Origin of the sequence: Roseibium litorale (genome assembly GCF_014842915.1) — a bacterium.
Taxonomy (GTDB): domain Bacteria; phylum Pseudomonadota; class Alphaproteobacteria; order Rhizobiales; family Stappiaceae; genus Roseibium; species Roseibium litorale.
In genome coordinates, this window is record NZ_JACYXI010000020.1 from 20,063 (window position 1) to 42,941 (window position 22,879).

The window sequence follows — 22,879 nt, forward strand, 5'->3', positions numbered from 1 at the left end:
TTGAAGAGACAAGCGCGGGCGGGTTTGCTTTATTCGGCCACGCAGTCAGCGAAGTAATGGATGTGGCCATCCTCGCCGGTTTCCTGCACCAGACCATGAATGTCCGTTTCAAAGCCGGGGCATTTGCGGGCAAATTCCCGGTTGAACTGAAGATATTCCACGATCTTCCTGTTGAAGACCTCACCCGGAATGAGCAGCGGAATGCCCGGCGGATAGGGTGTCACGAGGCTGGTGGTGATCCGGCCTTCCAGTTCATCGATCGGCACGCGCTGGGTGGTGCGGGCCGCGATATTGGCGAAGGCGTCGCTTGGCTTCATCGCAGGCAGATGGTCGCTGAGGTAGATCTCCGTCGTCAGGCGGGCCACATCGTGCTTTGCATAGAGCGCATGGACATGCTGGCACAGGTCTCTGAGGCCCATCTTCTCGTAGCGCGGCTGCTTGGCGCAGAATTCCGGCATGGTGCGCCACAGGGGCTGGTTCTTGGCGTAATCGTCCTTGAACTGCTGCAGGGCGGCCAGAAGCGTATTCCACCGGCCCTTGGTGATGCCAATGGTGAACATGATGAAGAAGCTGTAGAGGCCGGTCTTTTCCACCACGACCCCATGCTCGACCAGATATTTGGTCACGATGGACGCGGGAATGCCCGTCTCCTCGAAGCGGCCATCGATGTTCAGGCCTGGCGTGATGATGGTCGCCTTGATCGGGTCCAGCATGTTGAAGCCTGGCGCCATGTCGCCAAAGCCGTGCCATGCATCCTCGCCATCGCGCTGAACGCCTTCGCTATCGGTACGCCGCAGAACCCAGTCCTTGGTCCGGCCGATGCCTTCCTCTTCCAGCTCTTCCGGTCCCCAGACCTGGAACCACCAGTCGTCCTCGCCGAACTCCTCATCCACCTTGCGCATGGCCCGGCGGAAATCGAGCGCCTCGAGAATGCTTTCCTCGACCAGCGCCGTGCCGCCCGGCGGCTCCATCATGGCAGCGGCCACATCGCAGCTGGCGATGATGGAATACTGCGGACTGGTGGAGGTGTGCATCAGGTAGGATTCGTTGAAGAGATGCCGATCCAGCTTGGTGTCTTCGGAATCCTGCACCAGCACATGGCTGGCCTGGCTGATGCCGGCCAGCAGCTTGTGGATCGACTGGGTCGCGTAGGTGACCGAGTGCTTTGTCCTGCCGCGCTTGCGGCCCATGGCATGGAACGAGCCGTAGAACGGATGGAAGGCCGCGTGCGGCAGCCAGGCCTCGTCGAAATGCAGGTTCTCGACATAGCCGTCCAGCATGCCCTTGATGGTCTCGGTGTTGTAGAGCACCCCATCATAGGTCGACTGGGTCAGGGTCATGATGCGCGGCTTGACCGTGTCCGCATCAACGCCTTCCAGCAGCGGATTGGCGCGGATCTTTTCCTTGATCGAGCTGATTTCGAATTCGGAATGGGGGATCGGGCCGATGATGCCGTAATGGTTGCGGGTCGGCTTCAGGAACACCGGCACCGCGCCGGTCATGATGATCGAATGCAGGATCGACTTGTGGCAGTTGCGGTCCACCACCACCACGTCGCCCGGTGCTACCGTGTGGTGCCAGACCATCTTGTTGGACGTGGAGGTGCCATTGGTCACGAAGAAGCAGTGATCGGCATTGAAGATCCGCGCCGCATTGCGCTCGGACGCGCCAATAGCGCCATTGTGGTCCAGCAACTGGCCCAGCTCTTCCACCGCATTGCAGACGTCCGCGCGCAGCATGTTTTCACCATAGAACTGGTGATACATCTGACCGATCGGGCTCTTCAGGAAGGCAACGCCGCCGGAGTGACCCGGGCAGTGCCAGGAGTATGACCCGTCTTCCGCATAATCGAGCAGCGCCTTGAAGAACGGCGGCTGGATGCTCTCCAGATAGCTCTTGGCCTCGCGGATGATGTGCCGGGCGACGAACTCCGGCGTGTCCTCGAACATATGGATGAAGCCGTGCAGCTCGCGCAGGATGTCATTTGGCAGGTGCCGGCTGGTCTTGGTCTCGCCATAGACATAGATTGGCACTTCCGCGTTTTTCCAGCGCACTTCCTCAATGAAGTTGCGCAGGTTCAGGACAGCCGGATCCAGATCCGGGCCGGGGCTGAACTCCTCGTCATCGATCGACAGCACGAAGGCGCTTGCCCGTGATTGCTGCTGGGCGAACTGGGACAGGTCGCCATAGCTGGTCACGCCCAGAACCTCGAACCCTTCATTCTCAATGGCCTGGGCCATGGCCCGGATTCCCAGGCCTGAAGCGTTTTCAGAGCGGAAGTCTTCGTCGATGATGACAATCGGGAAGCGGAACTTCATGTAATTTTCCTAACGGGAAAACAGGGAGTTGGTAGAGCACTGGCTGGCAGTTCGAGCCGGACTTTTGGACACACTCGTCCTCAATCTGCTCAAGCCATACACCTTCGCATTTCATTCTTCATGTCAGACCGCTTCAGCATCCGAAATCTCCTTTGGAGAACACCGGATTTTCATCCTCCCGGTCCGTTCATCAGACTGCATAGCGTTCTTTGCCCCCTTCTGCAAAAGGAGTGTCAGGCCGTTCAAACAAGGCGGAACAATGACGCGGTCATTTGGCTTGAGGCTTCTTGCCTGCCCTGACATCCGCTGCCACCGCAGGCGTCCGCAAGAAGTCAATCTGGCCCACATTTGGGCCGGGACAAGGGGCGCATGGGCTTGAGCGCATCAATACGCACAATTTTTGACGAAACGTCACATCAGTCTCCATTCGACCCAAGCAACTGAAATGAAAGTCTCTTTCAGATCAGAAAAACCGCAGCGCCGCACCCGTCCATCAGAACCAATGATCTTGCCACTTTCTCGCCATTAACCCTCAGTAATCGCCATTGAATGCGCTCGTCTTTGCTGTTCCGGAAGTTGCAATTATTGCAGCAAATCTGCACCCGGGCAGTGCAGGATCACGGCTCTTCTGCCCTGTCCTGAAATGCGCCTGTTTCCAAGCCTTTAGGGCACATTGAGGGATAGACATGAACGTGAGAACGTTTCTCGCTGCAGGCCTTCTTCTGGCAGCGGCGCCTGGCGCAGCTTTTGCCGCAGATACCTGCGGCAAGGCATCCTGGTACGCGCTTCATTCAAGAACAGCCTCCGGTGAAATGATGAAGCCGTCCGAACTGACCGCTGCGCACCGGAGCCTGCCGTTTGGAACCCGGGTGAAAGTAACGAATGTCAATAACGGGCGTTCGGTCATCGTGCGGATCAACGATCGCGGACCGTTTGTGAAAGGCCGCATCATCGATCTGTCGAAAGGGGCCGCCCAGCATCTGCAATTCGTTGGCAAAGGCGTTTCCAAAGTCTGCATCCTCACCAATCCGGTGACGGCCTCTCCGGCAAGCGCCCCGGCCCGGAAGCCATTCCTGATCGCGACAGACGACAAGGTCTGATCCTGCAAGGCCTATCTCGAGACGGCGTCATCGCAGGGGCGATTTTTCAATCAAGCCAGTGCCTTGGCCTGCACGGTTTGAGCGGCTTGTGATCAGGCTCACAAGTTGAGTCAATCGATGCTCTTCAACCGGCCCGTCACGCCGCAGCACTGCAATTCCCCCGTCTGATGACGTTCCGGCGCTATCAGGACGCCAGCTTTAGCAGTGCCTTTGCTGCCGCTTCGGAGCTGGCCGGATTCTGACCGGTAATGAGCTTGCCGTCCTGAACGACGAATTCACCCCAATCCGCTCCCTTCTGATAGTCCCCGCCCTTGGCCTTTAGTTCCTCCTCGACCAGGAACGGAACAATGCTGGTCAGCTGGACGCCGTCTTCCTCGCTGTTGGTGAAGCCGGTCACACGGCGGCCCTTGACCAGAGGCTCACCATTGGCCGCCTTGGCGTGACGCAGCACACCCGGTGCATGGCAGACAAAACCGAGCGGCTTTCCCGCCTCGGCGAAGCCCTCGATCAGCGAAATGGAGGTTTTGGACTCTGCAAGATCCCATAACGGGCCGTGACCGCCTGGATAGAAGACCGTGTCGAAGTCCTCAGCCTTGACGCTGTCGAGCGGAACTGTATTTGCCAGTACATTTTGAGCATCCTGATCCGCCTTGAACCGGCGCGTGGCATCCGTCTGTGCCTCCTCATCGTCGCTCTTTGGATCAAGCGGCGGCTGTCCTCCCGCGGGAGACGCAAGAGTGACGTCCGCACCCGCATCCTTGAAGACGTAATAGGGCGCAGCGAACTCCTCGAGCCAGAAGCCGGTTTTCTTGCCGGTGTCACCAAGTTTGTCATGGGATGTCAGGACCATTAGGATCTTCATGTCTGCTCCTTGTTTCTTTTTTTCTGCGGGCCCTGAGGTGCTTTTCATCCCTTTTGAGGCCACACAAGCCAAGGCCTGGCTCGTTTAGATAACGCCTCCGCCGGGCATCGGTTCCAAATGCCCTCACTCACGCCTTGCGGTTGCCCGGAATGCTGGCAGGTTGCGCAAAAAACATACTTGGAGAGACGGGCCGGACTCTCTAATCTGGTCTGACCAGACGCCGGATCCGGCGCTCCAGTCAACTCACGCTCACGGCCAACCCGCCACTGCCCAAGGTCAACCTCAAGGGACATCTTATGACGACCGGCTCCTATTATGCCGCCCCGGGCGGACATCCGCCCCAGACCCAGCTTCTGACAGACCGGGCCATGTTCACCGAAGCCTATGCGGTGATCACCAAGGGAACCCTGCGCGATATCACCACCAGCCGCCTTCCCTTCTGGGACAAGACCCGCCTCTGGGTTATCGCCCGCCCGCTGTCCGGCTTTGCGGAGACCTTCTCCCAATATGTGATGGAAGTGGAAGCAGGCGGCGGCAGCCAGAAGCCGGAGACCGATCCGGACGCTCAAGGAGTGCTGTTCGTCGTGGAAGGCGAAATGCGCCTGACCATCGAAGGCGTGGAGCATATTCTCACCGAAGGCGGCTATGCCTATCTGCCACCGTCCGCCGTCTGGACGCTGCACAATCAGTCCGGCAAGCCTTTGCGCTTCCATTGGGTCCGCAAGGCCTATGAGCGCGTCGGGGGCCTCGACGTGCCCCCCGCCTTTGTCACCAATGAAAAGACGATCGCCCCGATCGAAATGCCCGGCACAAATGGCGCCTGGGCCACGACCCGCTTTGTCGAGCCGGATGACCTTCGCCATGACATGCATGTCAACATCGTCACCCTGAAGCCGGGCGGCGTGATCCCCTTCCCGGAAACCCATGTCATGGAGCATGGCCTCTATGTGCTGGAGGGCAAGGCAGTCTATAGGCTCAACCAGGACTGGGTGGAAGTGGAAGCGGGCGACTTCATGTGGCTGCGCGCCTTCTGCCCCCAGGCGTGCTACGCAGGCGGTCCGGAGACTTTCCGCTATCTGCTCTACAAGGACGTCAACCGCCACATGAAGCTGCGCTGAGACCGGACTGATGACGACCCGCACACTTGCCACCGAACCGCTGACGGTAGAGGCCTTTGCGCCCTTTGGCGACGTTCTGGAAGCCACTGGCATACCGGACAAGCTGATCAACCAGGGCCTGTGCGGGCGTTATCATGACCGCGCCCGGCTGGAGACGGACACGGAGGGCGGCAAGGCGGGCATCAGCCTGTTCCTGTCGCAGAAACGCTCCTTCCCCTACCGGCTGGAGATGGTCGAGCGGCATCCGCTCGGCTCCCAGGCCTTCCTGCCCATGAGCCTTGCGCCGTTTCTCGTCATCGTCTGTCCGGATGACAACGGAAAACCCGGAAGGCCCCGCGCCTTCCTGACCAGTCCCGGCCAGGGCATCAACCTTCACCGCGGCACCTGGCACGGTGTGCTGACGCCACTGGCAGACCCAGGCCTTTTCGGCGTCGTCGACCGTATCGGCCCTGGCGGCAATCTGGAAGAGGTCTGGTTCGACGAGCCCTGGACTGTGGTCGGGAGAATTGAAGAGGCGAACTAGGCTGGCACTTATGCCGCCTCGTCGTCTTCCTCGCTCTCGGCTTCCTGCTCATCCTGGAGGTCCCGTTCGACCTTCTCGGCATATTCGATGAACTCGTTGGCCGGCATGGGTTTGGCGAAGTAATAGCCTTGGGCAGCTGTGACGCCCAGTTCGCGCAGACGCTCCACCTGCTCCGGAGTTTCAACGCCTTCGGCGATGATGCCCATGCCCAGATTATCGGCCAGTTCCACCATGGAATCCACGATGGTCGTCGAGCTGTCGTCATCGCCGATGCTGTCGATGAACATCTTGTCGATCTTGATGATGTCGATGCCGAGCTTCTGCAGATAGGCCATGCCGCCATGGCCCGTACCCACGTCATCCAGCGCCACACGCACGCCCATTGCCTGCATTTCGGCGATGATCTTGCGGGCCAGACTCATGTCTTCCATGGGATAGCGCTCTGTCACCTCCACCACGATCTGCTGGAACGAGATATCCGAATTCCCGTATATCGCCTTGATATCATTGATGATATCCCGATTCATAAAATGTCCAGCAAAGAGGTTGATGGAGAGCTTGAAATCCGGGTTCTCCTTATAGAGCGTCCCGACTTCGTCCACCGTCTGAACCATCAGGCTGCGGGTCATGGCGAAGATATGGCCGTTGGCTTCCGCATAGGCCATGAACTGGCCCGGAGACACCATCTGGCCATTGGCCCGGCGCCAGCGCATCAACACTTCACAGCCGCGCAGGCGGCCGGTCTCAATGTCCATGACCGGCTGATAGAACGGTATGAACTCGCCGTCACGGATCGCGCGGAGGAACTCATCATTGGCTTCGCTTTCCGGCCTCCAGGAGAACCAGACACCGATGGCCACAAACAGAAGCGCCAGCCCGGCGCAGGCCGTGACAGCAATAATCTTGAGGTCATGCACCATCTGGAGGGCGGCCGACTTGGGCGCGACGACCGTCACTTCCAGCGGATAACGGGAAGAGCGAACAGTCGCGACAATGGCATTTTCCGGATCCGAACCTTCCGAATTATATCCGCCTGTCGCGTACCAGAGCAGATCGTCGCCAAGGCGCAACTCGACCCGCCGGTAGGACCTCAGGTATTCCGGCCCCGGATCGCTGGCAATGACGGCCGGTGTCATCTCGGCAAAAAGACGGGTCCCATTGCGCAAGTCCCAGCTTACGACCGCGACATAGGCACCCATAAAGCTCTTGTCGAGCATCCCGATCCCGACCAGGGGACCATCCTTGCGCAGCTTTGGCAAAATAGCCTCTCCCGTGAGAGGCATGTCTGGGGTAACGCACATGCGTTTACCGCCCTCGTCCGCCAGACCAATGGCGTCGATGGTGCCAGTGTCGGAAATCACCTGCCGGAACAGCTGCTTGTCACCAGCCGTACAGGTCTGCACATCATCCCGGTCCAGCCTCTGCAGGGCAGAAACCGTCGTGCTGATTGCCATTTCGGCGCGCTGGATATAGCGCTCGCCCATGGCGACCATTTCGTCGCGCGCCTGACTCTGGGCATATTGATTGAGGATGATATTGGCAGCGAACAGAGGCGCGGTCGCCAAGACGAGCGCGAGAATAACTGCCCTGACGAATATCATATACCGGTCGGACACCGCATCGCCTGTTCGTATAGAATCTCTTTAGCGATGTTAACCCTAGAGGCGTAAACAAGCACTGAACAGTGGACGGCTTGAAACAAATCAAAGCTTTCCACGCCAGATCAAGATCTCCTATCAATTCGGTATTTCCACGAGGGAATCATCCACCGAAGCCGGCTTCTTCAGGAGCAGAAAATGCAGGCACTCTTCGTCGGACAGGCCTATATCGACGTCACGTTTCTGACCGATCACTTGCCAACCGGCGATGAAAAGACCATCGCCCGGGACTATGCCGTCAGCTTCGGCGGCAACGCGGTCACAGCCGCGTTCTGCTGCGCCAAGCTGGGCGGACGGCCCGAACTGCTCTGCTCTCAGGCCGATGACTGGCTTGCCCGCATGTTCCTGGATATGGCCGCCCAATACGGCATCTCCGTGCATGGACGGAAAGTGCGGGAAAGCTCCCTCTCCTTCATCATGCCCAAGGACGGAAAACGCGCCATCGTCCGCTGCCGGGACGATGACTATCTCCACCCCTTCCCGCCCCTGACCCTGACTGGCCTGAAGGCTCTGCATCTGGACGGGCATATGGGCGATGCTGCCCTTCATTATGCCCGCGCCTGCCGTGAGCTTGGCGTGCTGACCTCGCTTGACGGCGGTGCCGTTCGGGAGACAACCGACGCGCTTCTGGCCTCCATAGACGTCGCTGTGGTCTCCGAGCGGTTCTGCCAGCAGCTCGGCAAGCCGGTTGGCGGCACGCTGGACTATCTGCGCAGCAAGGGCTGCCCGGTCGGCGCTGTCACCCTCGGCGAGCGGGGAATGGTCTGGTATGAGGGCGGTGGTACGGACCAGGTGCTGCCCTCGCTGGATGTGCCGCAGGACAAGGTCATCGATTCCAACGGCGCGGGTGACATTTTCCACGGCGCTTATGTGACATCCTACATGCGCAATCCCACCGGCAACTGGCTGGATCACTTCACCTTTGCCCGCGGCGCTTCGACCCATGCCATCCAGCATCTTGGAAATGAGGCAAGCCTTCCGTCCCTCGGCGATATTGATGCCGCAATTGCCGCTTACCGGGAAAAGACCGCCTGATCAGGCAAGGGGTTACGCGATCCGGACAATGGTCTGCTCTCAAAGCCGGAGCGCTTCGTTCCATGAGTTCCCGGTAAGTTGATCTTGCGCAGCGAGATGAGTTGACCCATCGTGCCCGGCGGCAGGGTTCGCGCCTATTAATTTCGGAGATACAGAATGAATTTCTTTGCCCCTTCATCCGCAAAAAGCCGCAGGCTTCCGGCGTTCACCCTTTCCGCCCTGATGGCAACTTCGGTTCTTGCCGGTTCCGCCTCTGCTCCTGCCTGGGCCTATGAGCCGACTGGCAATGATGTGGCCGATGCATTCCTCGATCTGCTGGAAGTTCAGGAAGGCTCTGTGAAGTCCTATGAAAGCGTCGAGGAAGATGGCGAGACAGTACGCATCAAGGGCATCGAACTTGCCAACGAGAAGGACGAGAACGCTCTCATCACGATTGAGACCATCGATCTGACCGGCGGCGAAGTGGCAGAGGGCGGCGCTCTGAGCCTTGGGGAAATGGCGCTGGAAGGCGTCAAGATGGACTCAAAGGACGGTTCCTTCGCCATCGACAGCCTGACGGTCAGTGACGTGGATCTGCCCTCTGCGGAGGAAATCGAAAGCGGCAGCGAAAATGCCGCCCCGTCCTATGGCTCTTTGGAGGCCGAGGGGCTCAAGGTGGATGCGGGCAGCGAAGGCGCTTTCTCGGTTGAGCGCCTCCAGACGTCGATCGACAGCTTTGAGGATGACATCCCGACCGCCGGCACCTTCGCGATCACCAATGTGGAGATCAAGGCAGAAGATCTGGATGAGGAAGGCCGCACGACCCTGACTGACCTCGGCTATGAAAAGCTGAACATCTCCATTAATGGCAAGGGCAGCTGGGATCCGGCCACCCAGGTCGCCAGCTTCGATGATGTCACCGTGGACATGCAGAACGCAGCCGCTCTGAAAGTGTCGGCCACACTTGGCGGCGTCACCAAGGAACTGATGCAGGAGCTGACGTCAGGTTCGGGAGATCAGGAGCAGATCGGCACCATGCTGCAGTCCACCTCCCTTGCTGGTCTGAACATCCGTCTCGACAACGGCAGCCTGGTCGAGCGTGTTCTGGACAAGCAGGCCAAGGACAGCGGAACCGACCGCGCCGGGCTGGTCAGCCAGCTGAAGATGGGCCTGCCTCTGATGCTCAGCATTCTCCAGAACGCCGAGTTCGAGAAATCCGTGAGCACGGCTGTTGGCGACTTCCTTGGCGATCCGAAGTCCCTGACGGTCACCGCCCAGCCCTCCGCTCCGGTTCCGGTCATGCAGATCATGGGAACGGCCATGATGGCGCCCCAGGCCCTGCCGCAAATCCTCGGCGTGACTATTGCGGCCAACACCGCGAAGTAATCCGAACCGCCTTGCCGGGCAGATTGTCCGGCAAGGTTTTTTCATCCGGACACGGGTGTCCGTTGAGTATGTCCCGCAGTCTTGCGGGCACTGTGGAGTAGAGAAAATGGCCATTCCAGCCTGGTCCGGCACCGCAGACGCGCGTTTCCCATGTTTGATCCGCTACGGGGCGCCTTTCACGGCCCTTGCCCTGTTCTTCACATTCACCCCGGCGGCCTACGCCCAAGACACAGACCGGCCGGCGGCGGGCAACGGCGCCACGGCCATCCTCCAGGGCTGGACCCAGGAACTCAACGCCATCGACGGGATCACCGCCTCCTTCAAGGCCGTGACGCCAGGCGACCTCAACCGGTCAGCCTCTCTGCAGGGCGGCAAGATATCCTTCAACTTTTCTGATTTTCCCTGGATAGCCGACCATGGCGGCGCCACGCTGGGCAAACTTTCCGTCAGCATCAGCTTCGACGAGATCGATTTCGCCGGTCTCCGGCAGTCGGGCGGCATGATCGAGGCCGATACGATCGCCATTCCGGGCTCGTTCGACATCAGCATGAGGGTCGAGACGGCCTCTGAAGCGCCTAAAAAGATCTCGGCAGACAGCAAGGACGTCGCAGGCACCGGCAAACAGCCTGAGCCAGACGCAGGTTCTCCCATCTCCGGCAAGACCCCGTCCCTGAGTGCGGAGGCCCGCGTTCTAGTCCCCAGCACGATGGAAGCCTCCTATCAGGACGTCTTGATCGAGGACTTCTCCATTCCCGCAGCGCTTCCGGCAAAGCCGGAGGGAGAGAGCAGCGCGATTGCCACCGCCCGCCAGTGGCTGGCGGCCTTCCGGCAAGTTCAGGTCGCACGCGCCTTTATTTCCGAAGTGACAAGCAACAGCACCACCAGGGATGCGGGCTCATCGTCCTCGGTCTACAACGACATCCTCCTGCTGGATCTGAAAGATGGCCGGATCGCCGAGGAGGCGGTGTCCAATTTCCGGGTTATACAAGAAAATCCGGATCAGGACGGCCAGCCGCAAAGGGTTGATCTGAACGGCGGCACCGCCACCGTGCGCGGCCTGGATATTGCTCCGCTCGCCATGCTTCTGGGCGGTCCTGAAGAACCTGGCAGAACCACATTGCTTGACCGCGAGGAGCTGCTCGACCTGACCTTCTCCGCCGACGGCACGACGGGCAGTATCGACAGTGTCATGCTGGAAGACATTTCTCTGACGGATACGTCGAAGGCCAATCTCGTGCAGATTGCCAGCCGGGCGGAAAAGGGCGAAGATCTCACCGAGGATGAAATCGGCACCGCAGTGCTTTTGGATCTGGGCAAGTTCGCCTTGGGCCGGATGGAGATGAACGGCCTTTCCGCGGACAGTGAGGAAGGCACCGCACAGCTGCGCCGGTTTCTGCTCAAGGGTTTGAGCGGCAGCGGGCTGGCTGAAGTTTCCATCGACGGCTTGCAGGTGCAGGCCAAGGACGGCGCTTCGCCTGCGCCTGCCCCTGACGCAAAAGATACGGATGCCGCCCCCTCTGCTGCCGGCGTCTTCCTGGATCATGCCGGCATTTTCCGGATCGGCTTCCCCTCCTCCACGGCCCTGTCGGTTCTTGGCACTGTGGATGAGCCAACCCCCAGCCAGATCCGCGATGCAATGCCGACAATCGGCAAGATAATTGTCAGCGCCCTGGAAGTGACGGTTCCGGAGACGGAAGGCGATGCGGCAAAGTCGACGATCCGCCTCAATCTGGCGGAACTGCTGCAGGGCGGCTTCACCAGCAAGATCCCGACCCGGAGCTCCTTCGTCATCGACGGCCTTTCGGTTCCCGCCACACAGGTCACAGACCCGGGCCTGCGCAAAATTCTGGATGACCTCGGCATCGAGGAGCTGGAGTTCAACCAGGCATTCTCGGCGGCCTGGAACCCCTCCACGGAAGATCTGACCCTATCGAATCTCACGGTGGAACTGCGCGGCGGCGGCAAGGCAACCCTGTCCCTGGAGCTCGGCAAGGTACCTGCGCTATTGTTCACATCTCCCGAACTGGCACAGGTTGCTCTTGCGGGCGCCACGATCAAGTCGGGGCGCCTGCGGGTTACGGGCGAGGAACTGATCTCGGCGCTTTTGTCCGATCAGGCGCAGGAAACACAACTGACCGAAGACCAGCTGGCAGACGGCTTTGCCGAGGCCCTGCGCGGTGAGATCGGCCCGCTGGCGGGCACACGCTTTGGCGAGGATCTGATCAAAGGCTTCCGCAGCTTCCTGACCAATCCGGACGAGCTCTCCGTGGTTATGGAGCCGAAGACGCCGGTGGGTGTGGCCGAACTCCTGGCCCTCGCCGTCACCAGCCCCGCCTCCATTCCCGACCGGCTGGAAGCCAAGGTCGTCAGCGGTGCCGCGAAGTAAATATTCTGCCGGGAAGAGGCCTGGATAAACAGAAAGCCCGGAGCGGTAACGCTCCGGGCTGAGATTGATGACAAACCTAAGGCTCCAGGATTTTTCTCCGCGCCGTCCCGGCCTTGAGCCGGGACCAACGTGGGGAGCCGTCAGCTTTCCTCGCATTCCCGGATCTTCGCTTCGCTTCGTCCGGGAATGCGCGGAAGAAAGGATCGGCTCCCCCCCATAGGTTCTCAGCGCCCGGCCTCTTGCGGCTTCAAACCGCCTCTCAGCTCCCAGCAACCGGTCTGATCCACACAGCCGTGTCATGGAAGGCTGCGCCGCCGTAGGGGGCGACGGGATCGGCGCTGGTCAGGGTGTTGATGCCCCGGCCATCCGGGAAAGCTTCATTCGGCCAGATGCCTTCCGAAATGACCGTTCCCGGCACCAGATCGGCATAGAAACGGGCATGTAGCGTGACCGTGCCGCGGCCGTTGCCCATCTGAACCAGAGCGCCGTCTTCAATCCCGTAGGCAGCCGCATTTTCCGCCCGCAGCCAGACCTCGGGACGGCCCTCTTTCTTCAAAGATCCCGGCGTCTCATTGAAGGTGCTGTTGAGGAACGAGCGCGCAGGCGACGTGACAAGTCGGAAGGGCGTGCGCTCGTCTGCCGCCTCGATGCTGTCCCACTGGTCCGGAAGCTCCGGCATGACGGTCCAGGGCCCCATCGGGCTGCCAGCCGGCTTGTTGGGCGCCGCAGAACGGCCCCAGTCCGGACGGAAATGGAATTTGCCGTCCGCGTGGCCAAAGCCTTTGATGAAATGCGCTTCGTCAAAACCGGGCTGAACATCCAGCCAGCGCTTTTCCATCAGCTCGTCATAGCCCCCATAGCCGGAGGCCTTCAGCATCCAGTCGATGTGCTCGCGGGCGCTCATGTGGAAGCCCGGATGATCCTTCGCGCCAACACGGCGGGCGATCTCGTTGATAACGAAGAGGTTTTCCTTCGGCCCTTCCGGCGCCTCGATCACCTTCGGCCCCAGCATGATGTGCTGATGGCCGCCGCCCCGGTAAAGATCATCATGCTCGAGAAACTGGGTCGCCGGCAGCACGATATCCGCCATCAGCGCCGTCTCGGTCATGAACTGTTCATGGACGACGGTGAAGAGATCCTCGCGGGCAAAGCCCTTCTTGATCAGGTCCTGCTCGGGAGCAACCGATGCCGGGTTGGTGTTCTGGATCAGCATCGCCTTCACCGGCCCGCCGCCGCACAGCGACGCTTCGTCCCCGGTCAGGATCCGGCCGATCAGGCTCTGGTCGAGCGCCCGGACGGACAGGTCACGCAGCGAATGGGCCTCGACCATGGACTTGTCGAGCTGGAAGATCGCGCCGTTGTTGTGGAATACGCCGCCGCCCTCATATTGCCAGCAGCCGGAGACAGCCCCGATGGAAGCCGCCGCATGCATGGCGACCGCGCCGTTGCGGGTCCGGGTGAAGCCGTAGCCGAGCCGGAAATAGGTGCGCTTGACCGTCCCGATCAGGCGGGCCACCTCTTCGATGGCCTCTTTCGTCAGCCCAGTGATCTCCGCCGCCCATTCCGGCGTGCGCGTCTGAAGATGGGCTTCCAGCTCCGCCGGGCAGTCGGTGTACTTCTCCAGATAATCCCGGTCGGCAAGATCATCGCGGAACAGCACATGCATGATCGCGCAAGCAAGGGCTGCATCCGTCCCCGGACGGATCACAAGGCCAATGTCGGCCTGTTTCATGGTCTCGGTCTTATAGACGTCCACGACGATGATCTTGGCATTCCGGCTCTTGCGGGCGGAAATGGCGTGGGTCATGACATTGATCTGGGTGGCCACCGGATTGGTGCCCCAGATCACGATCTGGTCGGAGACCGCCATCTCGCGCGGATCGGGCCCTGCCAGCTTGCCTGTGCCAGCCACATAGCCCGTCCAGGCCATATTGGTGCAGAAACTGTCGAACTGGCGGGAATAGCCCTTTGCGTGGCGGAAGCGGTGAATGCTGTCGCGCTGCACCTGCCCCATGGTGCCGGCATAGTGATAGGGCCAGATGCTCTCGGCGCCGAATTCGGCCTCGATGGCCAGAAACCGCTCACCGATCTCATCCAGCGCCTCGTCCCAGGAGATTTCCTCGAACTGGCCTGATCCCTTGGGGCCGGTGCGGCGCAAAGGCTTCATGAGCCTGTCCGGATGATGGATGCGTTCGGCGTAGCGGGCGACCTTGGCGCAGATCACGCCCGCGGTGTAGCTGTTGTCCGAGGAGCCGCGCACACGGCCGATCTTGCCAGTTTCCAGCACCTCCACATCCAGAGCGCAGGTCGAAGGGCAGTCATGCGGGCATGCGGAAAAGGCAGTCTTCGGGACAGGCTTGTTCATTTTGCTTGGGTTTTCTTAGATGAGACGACACTTGGCGATGGGCGCAAGGTCGGGGGGAACTGCCCGCCTGTCAAGGCGCAACAGCCCTCCCCATCGCCATCAAGTTGCCTGCCCCTACCGCGCATCAGCGGCCGCGGCCGAAATCCTCCAGCCCAACCCGGCCATCTCCCGTCCGGTCGAGACGTGTCATCCAGAGTTTGGTGTTGCCGACGAACTCGTCTTTGGACACCTTGCCGTCGCCGTCCGCGTCATTGGCCTGAAGCCGCATACCGTTCGCCGGGTTCATGCCCATGCCATTCTGATGACCGCCGTTTTCGCGCATGTCGGTCTCGCGCGCCTCGTCGAAGAGCACATATTCCTCAGCGTCCAGATAGCCATCGTCATTGGCGTCAAAGGCGGCGAACACATCGGAACGGCGGCTTTCTGCCTCGGTCAAAGTCACATAGCCATCGCCATCCTGATCCCAGCTCTCGATGAAATGTTCCCCCATCCGCCCCTGCGCCAGGGAGCTTGCAACAGTCAGAGGCAGGGCTGCCCCGAGAACAAGGATGCGGAGGAGAGAGGGAAAGACAATCTTGGACATTGTGGTCTCCATGAGGGTGCCATTTGAAGGTCCTCCGCCTTAGCTGCGGAGCACCTTTAAAATGGTGGTTCCCCTGGGGAAATGCTGTCTACTTCCCGTCTCAAAGGGTAACCGATTGTATCGGCCTGCCGCTTTTTACTACCTTAAAAACCACGGGCCAGCGTCTGACGGCGCCGGCCCTTCCTTCACGTTTCCAAATCCAAGAGCAGGTTTGCTATTTTCCGGAACACGGGGAATGCGCGCCAGATCTTTGCGGCGGCTCGCCCCTCCCTGGAATTTGCCCATCAGGCCGTTGCCCGCCAGATCCTTGTCCGGGCCGCCCGCCACCAAGGAATGGTGGCAGCCAGTCCCCGCCCCGGACCTCCACAAGATTTTCTGACGAGGTCTGATCACCCTGCAAGTCCATCACGGCCTGCTCGACGTCCGCGGTCTGTTCCGGACCGCCCTGCTCCAGGCTGCCCCAGCGCGGGCCGCCCTTCAGCCGCGCAAAGCTCTTGTCGGGCGTGCCCATCCAGCAGCGCGGGATGAAGGGGAAACTGTCCGTCAGAACGTATTGATAGGTGCCTTCCGGATATTCCCGGGTGACGGCAAAGCGGCCATTGCACTGGTCCAGATCACCGCTTCCCGCTGCATAGGTCCAGTCCTGGGTGAACTTGCCATTGTAGCGTCCGCCTGGCCCGCTGGGCCGGGTTCCCTGTTTCAGCCGGTAGCTGCTCTTCAGCTTGACGAACCCGCCCGAACCGGAGGGACTGGCGTAACCGTAAGGGCCATAGATGGGAAAGCCGTCTGCGGCATAGCCCAGCAGCGCAGGCGCTCCGTCCTGTCCCTTGCTGCTCATGAGGCCTTGCGGGATGCCATGGTAGTGATAGGTGCCGTCCGGCTGGACATGGGCATTATATTGATCAAGGCCCAGTTCGCAGGCACCGCCCAGCGCCTCGTAGTTCCATCCCGAGCGCCGGTCGTTCTGCCAGAACTCCGCCGTAGCCGGATCAAGCAGGACGCCGTTGAGGGCAATGCCGAAGGGCGTGCCATGGTCAGGCGTGGCGCTGGAACCTTTCACCGGATCCAGGGGAACCCGCAGCTCATAGTTCTTTTTCGAGATCCGGTTGGGATTGCCGGAATTGGGGAACTGGCCGGGCGCCTTGTAGGGATAGCCGTCAGCATGAATATAGCGGTAGGCGCCCTTCACTTCGAAACTCAGAGCAGCCTCCGCCTCCGGAACCAGCAGCTCAAACAGCTCATCGGTCAGCGTTGCATGCTCCTGTTCATGCTCTCCTTCCAATGCACCAGTAGAATCGTGAGCAAACGCAGGAACAGAAAAAACAACAACAGATAGTAAAAGTATTGATCTCATTGGATCCTCCTCAATCATTCCGCCCACTGTAAAAATCTAGCGGAGATGGAGGTGAATACCTATCTTCACAATGTATTGTTTTGTACCCAAACGTAACAAGACCGGGGCCTTCCGGTCCCGGTCTTGAATATTCACTAAACTGAATTTAGCGGAAGCTATTAGCCAACCAGCTCAACGCCGGAGAACCAGAAAGCGATTTCTTCAGCAGCAGTTTCCGGCGCATCGGACCCGTGAACGGAGTTTTCGCCGATGGAGAGAGCAAATTCCTTGCGGATGGTGCCTTCGTCAGCCTGGGCCGGGTTGGTTGCACCCATGACTTCACGGTTCTTGGCAATGGCGTTTTCGCCTTCCAGAACCTGAACAACGGTCGGGCCGGAGGACATGAACTCGGTCAGTTCGCCAAAGAACGGACGGTCCTTGTGAACCGCGTAGAAAGCTTCAGCTTCACGCAGGGACATCCAAACGCGCTTGGAAGCAACGACGCGCAGGCCCGCATCTTCGAGCTTCTTGGTGATGGCGCCGGTCAGGTTGCGCTTGGTTGCGTCCGGCTTGATCATGGAAAAGGTGCGTTCGATCGCCATGGGTCTCAATCTCTCTACAAACTTTGGCCTTCCGGCCGGATGAATGCCGGGCGAAGGAGAACTCCACACCAGCCTGAATTTCGCGCCTCCTATAGCTTTGACAGCCCCTAACCGCAAGGGGCGGCTGTGATTGCGCGGTGGCGCAATCCCTTTCCTGCACAGCTGCAATTGCCGCGAAGGCAAAACCCCGCTGCACAACAGGCCGCAGCCCGTGGAGTTGGCCCAGCGGCCCTGCCTGGTCCCGTTTTCCAGGCGGAACGGGTCTTGCCAGATTTTTTCCAGCGCAATTTCTGCAGTCCTGAGCAAAACTGCATTGTGAAAAAAGCCAAGCCTGAGGAAAAGTCTTTCCCGTTGCCTTTGCAGTAGCCAACGTAAACAAGGCATGACTTTTTCTTAAGATATTTCAATACCGTGGAATTTTTATCTCCGGGAGAGCCGTGTTGAAAGTTTTTATCTGTATCCTGAGTGAGCATAATAAATGGGCAAACGAGCGGCTTCTTTCTGATTGCGCCTGTGTGAGCGATCAAGACTATTTCCGGAACGTTCATCCTTCGCTTGGATCCATTCACACAACGCTGGTTTCCGGGCTGAAAACCGATGGGCTGTGGCTGTCACGCGTCACCGGGGAGCCGGAAAACTCTTTCTTCGCATTGGGCTCACCGGCGAATTCAATTGAAGACATGATTGAAAAGCGCGTTTCTCTTGATGAAACGCTTTGCCAATTTGCAAATTCCCTAACCGAGTCCCGCCTGTCAAAGACCATTTCCCTGCACGACCCGGAAGCGCATGAAGATCTTCATCAGCCGCTCTGCATGACCATGCTGCACATGTTCCAGCAGCAGACCCAATACCGGTCACAGGTGCAGGTCCTGCTCGCCCAGGCTGGTATGTCCGTGACGAATCTGGATCTTCACCTCTTTCAGAACCTGACCGGCCGGGGCACCCTAAAGGTGCTTGAAAGGCGGAAGACCGCCGTCTAAGGACTGAGTTGCTGCGGCTCAGTTCCGTGGCAACAGGAAAACCTCTTTCCTTGTCTCAAAAGAGAAGTAGTCTGTCCAGAGCGGGTGGAACTCACGGAGACAAGCAAAAATTGCTCATCGTGAAATGGTTTGGCGTTCTGGACCGCCCTCACTGGACGCGTCTTGCTATCCCCTGGGGAAACACCGCCTGGGAAACGGTCTTTAGGGCCACGCTGGACGGTTTTCACGCGGCATGTCCTGCCGGGCATAAAGCCAGACCACGCTTCGCGCAGGTCTTCAAGACCGTGCATCCCCTTCTGCCAATTTGCCTGGCTCTTTCCCTTTTTCTGCAGAGCGTGCCGGAAGCGCAGGCGCACAAGCAGCTCTCAAACCCTGGCTCTACCGATATGAACTCGGCCTTGCTGAGCATGACAGAAGAGGCAAGGGAAAGCCTGTTTGAGGACGTAACGGGCAGTATTCTGTTCGTCATCGCCCAGCAGTCGGGGCGGATGCTGATCTCTCAACTGCGCCTGCCGGTCCGGGGAGAACTGAACGCAACAATTGACGCGCTCTCGGCCCTCTATCTGCTTAACATCAGCGATAGTGCCCTTGGCGATCTCCGGGTGCCGGTGCTCAGAAGCGTTCTGGCGATTGCCAGATTACCTGCTAGCGAGCGTCCCAAATACTTCCACCACCAGAACATCGATCCGAAACGGGTGGACAGGATTGTCTGCCTGATCGTCGGCAGCAACCCTGCGTTCTTGACCTCATTGCAGGAAGAACATCTCATCGACGAAGCCCGGACCGAGGCCTGCACCCGTGACTTTGAGAGAACCAAGGCGGTCTGGGGGCAGATCCTGTCCAGCCATATGCGCCAGGAAAACGATCAGGTCAGGCGCATAGCTGTCAGCTACAACAAGGTGCCCCGGGGCGATGAAGTTCTGATGGGCATGCTGAAGGAAGCCAAGGTCCTGGAAACGGCTGCCAGGAAGCTTGATGATTTCTACCGCTTTCCGGCACCGGTGATCATGCGGGCGGCTGCCTGCGGAGAAGAGACTGCCACGTTCGATCCGCGCACCCGCGACTTTCTCATTTGCTACGACCTGATCCTGCGGTTTGCGAGAGATCACCTGGAACAAATGAAGCGCTGATGCGTTGTCCCACGGGAGCTGGTGTTTGAATGGGGATTCCAGCCGCGGGATATTTGCGTGGAAGGATGCCATTTGGACCGGACCAGATTGAAGAAACTGTTGAATCCGGTCCTTTCGGACCATGGCTTCATCACCGTTCCCGGCGCCGTGGCCCTGGTCATCTGGGCCTCCAGCGGCATTCCGCTCAGCATTGACTATTTCGGACTGCTGCCCTGGTTCGGTGTTCCGCCCTTCAGTGACTGGCTCTCCTACGACACAGCCACATCGATCCTGAGCACCATCGCCTCCGCGGCGATGACGACGCTCAGCCTTGTCTATTCCCTCGTGCTGGTGGTTTTCACCCTGGCAGCAGGCACCATCGCCCCACGCCTGTTGAAGCGCTTTACCAACGACCGGGTCAGCCAGATGACCGCAGGGCTCCTCGGCGGCTCCTTCCTGTTCTCCCTCACGATCCTGAGCTGCACCGGGCCGAAGTTCGTTCCCTATCACTCCATCGGCGCCGCCTTCGTGCTGGCGGCCATTTCGGTGCTGCAGCTCATCTATTTTGTCCACTCGGTCTCCGTCAGCGTGATGATTGACCAGGAGATCGCCGAAATTGGCGCGGAGCTGAAGACTCGGATGGCCCGCGTCGTGCGCTCTGACAAGACTTCTGATGATTGTGAGTGGCCGGATGAGAGGCAGTTCGATGTGGTGATCACGGCCGAGGAGACGGGTTTTATTTCCGTGCCGGATGTTCAGGAACTTGTCGCTTGCGCTCAAAAGCATGACATTCTGGTCGAACTCTGCATTCCCCCGGCAAACTTCGTCACCCAGGGCAGTGATATCCTGAGGATCCGCTATCAAGATCGCGACCTTGCCGAAACTGGCGAGGATGAAAAGCCCAAACGTGCCCTCGCGAAATCCGCCGAGAACGAGAAAGACGACGACATTCCCACGGATGCTGACGACGAGACGGCGGAAAGCCCCGAGGAAGAAGTATCCCCTCGCCAGAAGATCGAACGCTCCATTCGCGAGAAGATCCACCTGGACACTGTGGGCGGCAGCGAGAAGGACATCATCTTCGCCATCAATCTGCTTCTGGAAATTGCCCTTCGCGCCCTTTCCCCCGGCGTGAACGACACCTTTACAGCTATAGCATGCACCAACCGCCTTTCCGAAGTGCTGCGCGAGCCTGTGGCAAAGGGCCTGCGCGAGAACATTCATCTGGACAGCAATGACAGTCCGCGTCTTCGGATTCCAGGCCTGACCCTGGAAGAGCTGCTCAAGAAATCGCTTCAGCCCCTGCGCCTGGCAGCTGCCGATAACCATTTGATGCTGATGAATCTGGCCGGCATGATCCAGCGGCTTTATGCAGCCGCGCGCACGGACAGGGTCCGCCATCTTCTAGCCTGCCATGCAGAGGACGTGATTGCGACCTATGAAAAAACCAATCCGCTCAACACTGATATCGATGACCTGAAGAACCAGCTCTCCGGTGTGCGGATGAAACCGCAGAAAGATCAGGACGACGAGGAAAATTAGGATCTAGAGTGTGGACCCAAGCCAGAGATGGAAAACAGCCGCATTTGGCGCGAGGCCCATGTTCCCGCTTGCATCACCGCTGCGGCTCGTTCAAAACCTCGGCCATGTTACAGATTACCGACCTCACCTTCCGCATTGCCGGGCGTACCCTTATCGAGAACGCCAGCGTCACCCTGCCCGCCCGCACCAAGACCGGCCTGGTCGGCAGGAACGGCACGGGCAAATCGACCCTCTTCAAGATCATCACCGGAGATCTTGCGCCCGAAAGCGGAACCGTCCAGATCCCCAAGCAGTCGCGGATCGGACAGGTGGCTCAAGAGGCACCGGGCACCGAACAGACGCTGATGGAAGTGGTTCTGGCGGCCGACACGGAGCGCACCGCGCTTCTGGCAGAGGCGGAGACCGCAAAGGATCCCCAGCGCATCAGCGAGATCCACATGCGCCTTGCTGACATCAACAGCCACACGGCGGAAGCGCGCGCCGGCGCGATCCTGTCCGGTCTCGGTTTTGATGCGGAAGCCCAGCAGCGCCCCTGCTCCGCCTTTTCCGGCGGCTGGCGCATGCGCGTGGCACTGGCCGCTGTGCTTTTCTCCGAGCCGGATCTGCTGCTCCTCGACGAGCCGACCAACTACCTGGACCTTGAAGGCACCATGTGGCTGGAGACCTATGTCGCCCGCTATCCGCACCAAGTGCTGCTGATCTCCCACGACCGCGACCTTCTGAACAAGGCCGTGGACAGCATCGTGCATCTGGATCAGGGCAAGCTGACCTTCTACCGGGGCGGCTATGACAGTTTCGACCGTCAGCGCCGCGAGACCATGATTCTGCAGCAGAAGGCCAAGGAAAAGCAGGACGTGCAGCGCAAGCACATGCAGGCTTTCGTTGACCGGTTCCGCGCCAAGGCCTCCAAGGCCCGGCAGGCCCAGTCCCGCCTTAAGATGCTGGAAAAGCTGCAGCCGATTGCCGCCCTGACCGAGGAAAGCTCGACGCCGATCCATTTTCCGGATCCCAAGGGCCGTCTTGCGCCGCCCATCATCAAGCTTGAGGGCGTGTCTGTCGGCTACAATGGCAAGGCCATCCTGCGGAACCTGACCGTCAATGTGCAGCCGGATGACCGGATCGCGCTTCTGGGTGCCAACGGCAACGGCAAGTCGACCTTTGCCAAGCTTCTATCCAACCGTCTGGATGCCATGGGCGGCGAGATCACCAAGGCAACGAAGCTCAATATCGCCTTTTTCGCCCAGCATCAGATGGACGAGCTGCGCCCGGCGGAGAACGCCATCGACCACGTGCGCACCTTAATGCCAACCTCCTCGGAAGCGCAGGTGCGTGCCCGCGTCGCCCGTTTCGGTCTGCCGACGGAAAAGATGATGACCCCGGCCAAGGACCTCTCCGGTGGCGAGAAGGCGAGATTGCTTCTTGGTCTTGCCACGTTTGACGGCCCGAACCTGATCATCCTCGATGAGCCGACGAACCACCTGGACATCGACAGCCGCGAGGCGCTGGTGATGGCTCTGAATGAATATCAGGGCGCCGTGATCCTGATCAGCCACGACCGGCATCTGGTCGAGGCCTGCGCGGATCAGCTCTGGCTCGTTGGCAATGGCGGCGTCTCGGCCTATGACGGCGACATGGACGATTACCGCGACCTGATCCTGAAAGGGCCGGACGCGAAGAAGAAGTCCAGGGCCAGCGAAGAGGCCAAGCCTCAGGAAAAGGCTCCGGTCAAACCGACCGAAAAGCGCAAGGAAGCTGCCGTCAAGCGCACGGAGCTGAAGCCCCTGCGCAAGCGCATCGAGGACGCCGAGAAGGAAATCGCCCGGCTGCAGAAAAAGCTGGAGATGATCGACCAGGAACTCGCCGATCCGGGTTTCTATATCGCCGACCCGGCCCGCGCTGCGAAATTCGCCAAGGAACGTGCCTTCTGCGAAAAGAAGCTTAACAAGACTGAAGAGGAATGGCTGGAGCTCTCCGCCGAATATGAGAGCGCGAGCTGAGGC

The 22,879-nt window shown here is 59.7% G+C and carries 16 protein-coding genes and 1 pseudogene; 10 read left to right on the forward strand and 7 right to left on the reverse strand.

Annotated elements, in window-relative coordinates; all coding sequences use genetic code 11:
- Nucleotides 1–29: 29 nt before the first annotated feature.
- Nucleotides 30–2,318: an arginine/lysine/ornithine decarboxylase gene (locus IG616_RS21295; protein WP_192150708.1), complete on the reverse strand. Its 2,289-nt coding sequence runs from the start codon at nt 2,316–2,318 to the stop codon at nt 30–32.
- A 686-nt stretch (nt 2,319–3,004) separates the two neighbouring features.
- Here IG616_RS21295 and IG616_RS21300 point away from each other — a divergent pair.
- Nucleotides 3,005–3,337, forward strand: a pseudogene (locus IG616_RS21300) (septal ring lytic transglycosylase RlpA family protein); the annotation flags it as partial.
- Between the two features lie 265 nt (nt 3,338–3,602).
- On the opposite strand, the gene IG616_RS21305 reads toward IG616_RS21300, so the two are convergent.
- The gene (locus tag IG616_RS21305; RefSeq protein ID WP_192150712.1) at nt 3,603–4,280 is read right to left on the reverse strand and encodes a type 1 glutamine amidotransferase domain-containing protein; all 678 of its coding nucleotides are present in this window, start codon (nt 4,278–4,280) and stop codon (nt 3,603–3,605) included.
- A 296-nt stretch (nt 4,281–4,576) separates the two neighbouring features.
- Between IG616_RS21305 and IG616_RS21310 the strand changes: the two genes are divergently transcribed.
- Both IG616_RS21310 and IG616_RS21315 read left to right on the forward strand, forming a co-directional pair.
- Nucleotides 4,577–5,398 carry a bifunctional allantoicase/(S)-ureidoglycine aminohydrolase gene (locus IG616_RS21310; protein ID WP_192150714.1) on the forward strand — a complete coding sequence of 274 codons (822 nt, stop codon included), beginning with the start codon at nt 4,577–4,579 and terminating at the stop codon, nt 5,396–5,398.
- 10 nt (nt 5,399–5,408) lie between these two features.
- Entirely contained in the window at nt 5,409–5,921 is a 513-nt protein-coding gene (locus IG616_RS21315) for an ureidoglycolate lyase (RefSeq protein ID WP_192150716.1), read from the forward strand.
- An 8-nt stretch (nt 5,922–5,929) separates the two neighbouring features.
- Here the strand turns inward: IG616_RS21315 and IG616_RS21320 are convergent, their stop codons facing one another.
- Complete coding sequence (locus tag IG616_RS21320; protein ID WP_209007942.1) at nt 5,930–7,537, reverse strand: EAL domain-containing protein; 1,608 nt, start codon at nt 7,535–7,537, stop codon at nt 5,930–5,932.
- A 180-nt stretch (nt 7,538–7,717) separates the two neighbouring features.
- Here IG616_RS21320 and IG616_RS21325 point away from each other — a divergent pair, with 180 nt between their 5' ends.
- From IG616_RS21325 to IG616_RS21335, 3 genes are all read left to right on the forward strand, one after another.
- Nucleotides 7,718–8,614 carry a sugar kinase gene (locus IG616_RS21325; protein ID WP_192150718.1) on the forward strand — a complete coding sequence of 299 codons (897 nt, stop codon included), beginning with the start codon at nt 7,718–7,720 and terminating at the stop codon, nt 8,612–8,614.
- A gap of 156 nt (nt 8,615–8,770) precedes the next feature.
- Complete coding sequence (locus IG616_RS21330) at nt 8,771–9,979, forward strand: hypothetical protein (protein ID WP_192150720.1); 1,209 nt, start codon at nt 8,771–8,773, stop codon at nt 9,977–9,979.
- A gap of 106 nt (nt 9,980–10,085) precedes the next feature.
- Entirely contained in the window at nt 10,086–12,365 is a 2,280-nt protein-coding gene (locus IG616_RS21335; protein ID WP_192150722.1) for a hypothetical protein, read from the forward strand.
- Between the two features lie 259 nt (nt 12,366–12,624).
- Here the strand turns inward: IG616_RS21335 and IG616_RS21340 are convergent, their stop codons facing one another.
- The 4 genes from IG616_RS21340 to ndk form a co-directional block, all read right to left on the reverse strand.
- Nucleotides 12,625–14,730, reverse strand: coding sequence for a molybdopterin-containing oxidoreductase family protein (locus tag IG616_RS21340; protein WP_192150724.1), 2,106 nt, complete (start codon nt 14,728–14,730; stop codon nt 12,625–12,627).
- A gap of 124 nt (nt 14,731–14,854) precedes the next feature.
- Nucleotides 14,855–15,313: an EF-hand domain-containing protein gene (locus IG616_RS21345; RefSeq protein ID WP_209007952.1), complete on the reverse strand. Its 459-nt coding sequence runs from the start codon at nt 15,311–15,313 to the stop codon at nt 14,855–14,857.
- Nucleotides 15,314–15,527: 214 nt separating this feature from the next.
- The gene (locus tag IG616_RS21350; RefSeq protein ID WP_192150728.1) at nt 15,528–16,667 is read right to left on the reverse strand and encodes a YHYH protein; all 1,140 of its coding nucleotides are present in this window, start codon (nt 16,665–16,667) and stop codon (nt 15,528–15,530) included.
- A gap of 158 nt (nt 16,668–16,825) precedes the next feature.
- Nucleotides 16,826–17,248, reverse strand: coding sequence for a nucleoside-diphosphate kinase (ndk, locus tag IG616_RS21355; RefSeq protein ID WP_192150730.1), 423 nt, complete (start codon nt 17,246–17,248; stop codon nt 16,826–16,828).
- Between the two features lie 440 nt (nt 17,249–17,688).
- Here ndk and IG616_RS21360 point away from each other — a divergent pair, with 440 nt between their 5' ends.
- From IG616_RS21360 to IG616_RS21375, 4 genes are all read left to right on the forward strand, one after another.
- Complete coding sequence (locus IG616_RS21360) at nt 17,689–18,228, forward strand: DinB family protein (RefSeq protein ID WP_192150732.1); 540 nt, start codon at nt 17,689–17,691, stop codon at nt 18,226–18,228.
- Nucleotides 18,229–18,635: 407 nt separating this feature from the next.
- Nucleotides 18,636–19,358, forward strand: a complete 723-nt coding sequence (locus tag IG616_RS21365) for a DUF4344 domain-containing metallopeptidase (RefSeq protein ID WP_246476354.1) — start codon at nt 18,636–18,638, stop codon at nt 19,356–19,358.
- Nucleotides 19,359–19,445: 87 nt separating this feature from the next.
- On the forward strand, nt 19,446–20,879 hold the full coding sequence (locus IG616_RS21370; RefSeq protein ID WP_192150736.1) for a DUF2254 domain-containing protein: 1,434 nt from the start codon (nt 19,446–19,448) through the stop codon (nt 20,877–20,879).
- A gap of 104 nt (nt 20,880–20,983) precedes the next feature.
- The gene (locus IG616_RS21375) at nt 20,984–22,876 is read left to right on the forward strand and encodes an ABC-F family ATP-binding cassette domain-containing protein (RefSeq protein WP_192150738.1); all 1,893 of its coding nucleotides are present in this window, start codon (nt 20,984–20,986) and stop codon (nt 22,874–22,876) included.
- Nucleotides 22,877–22,879: the final 3 nt, after the last annotated feature.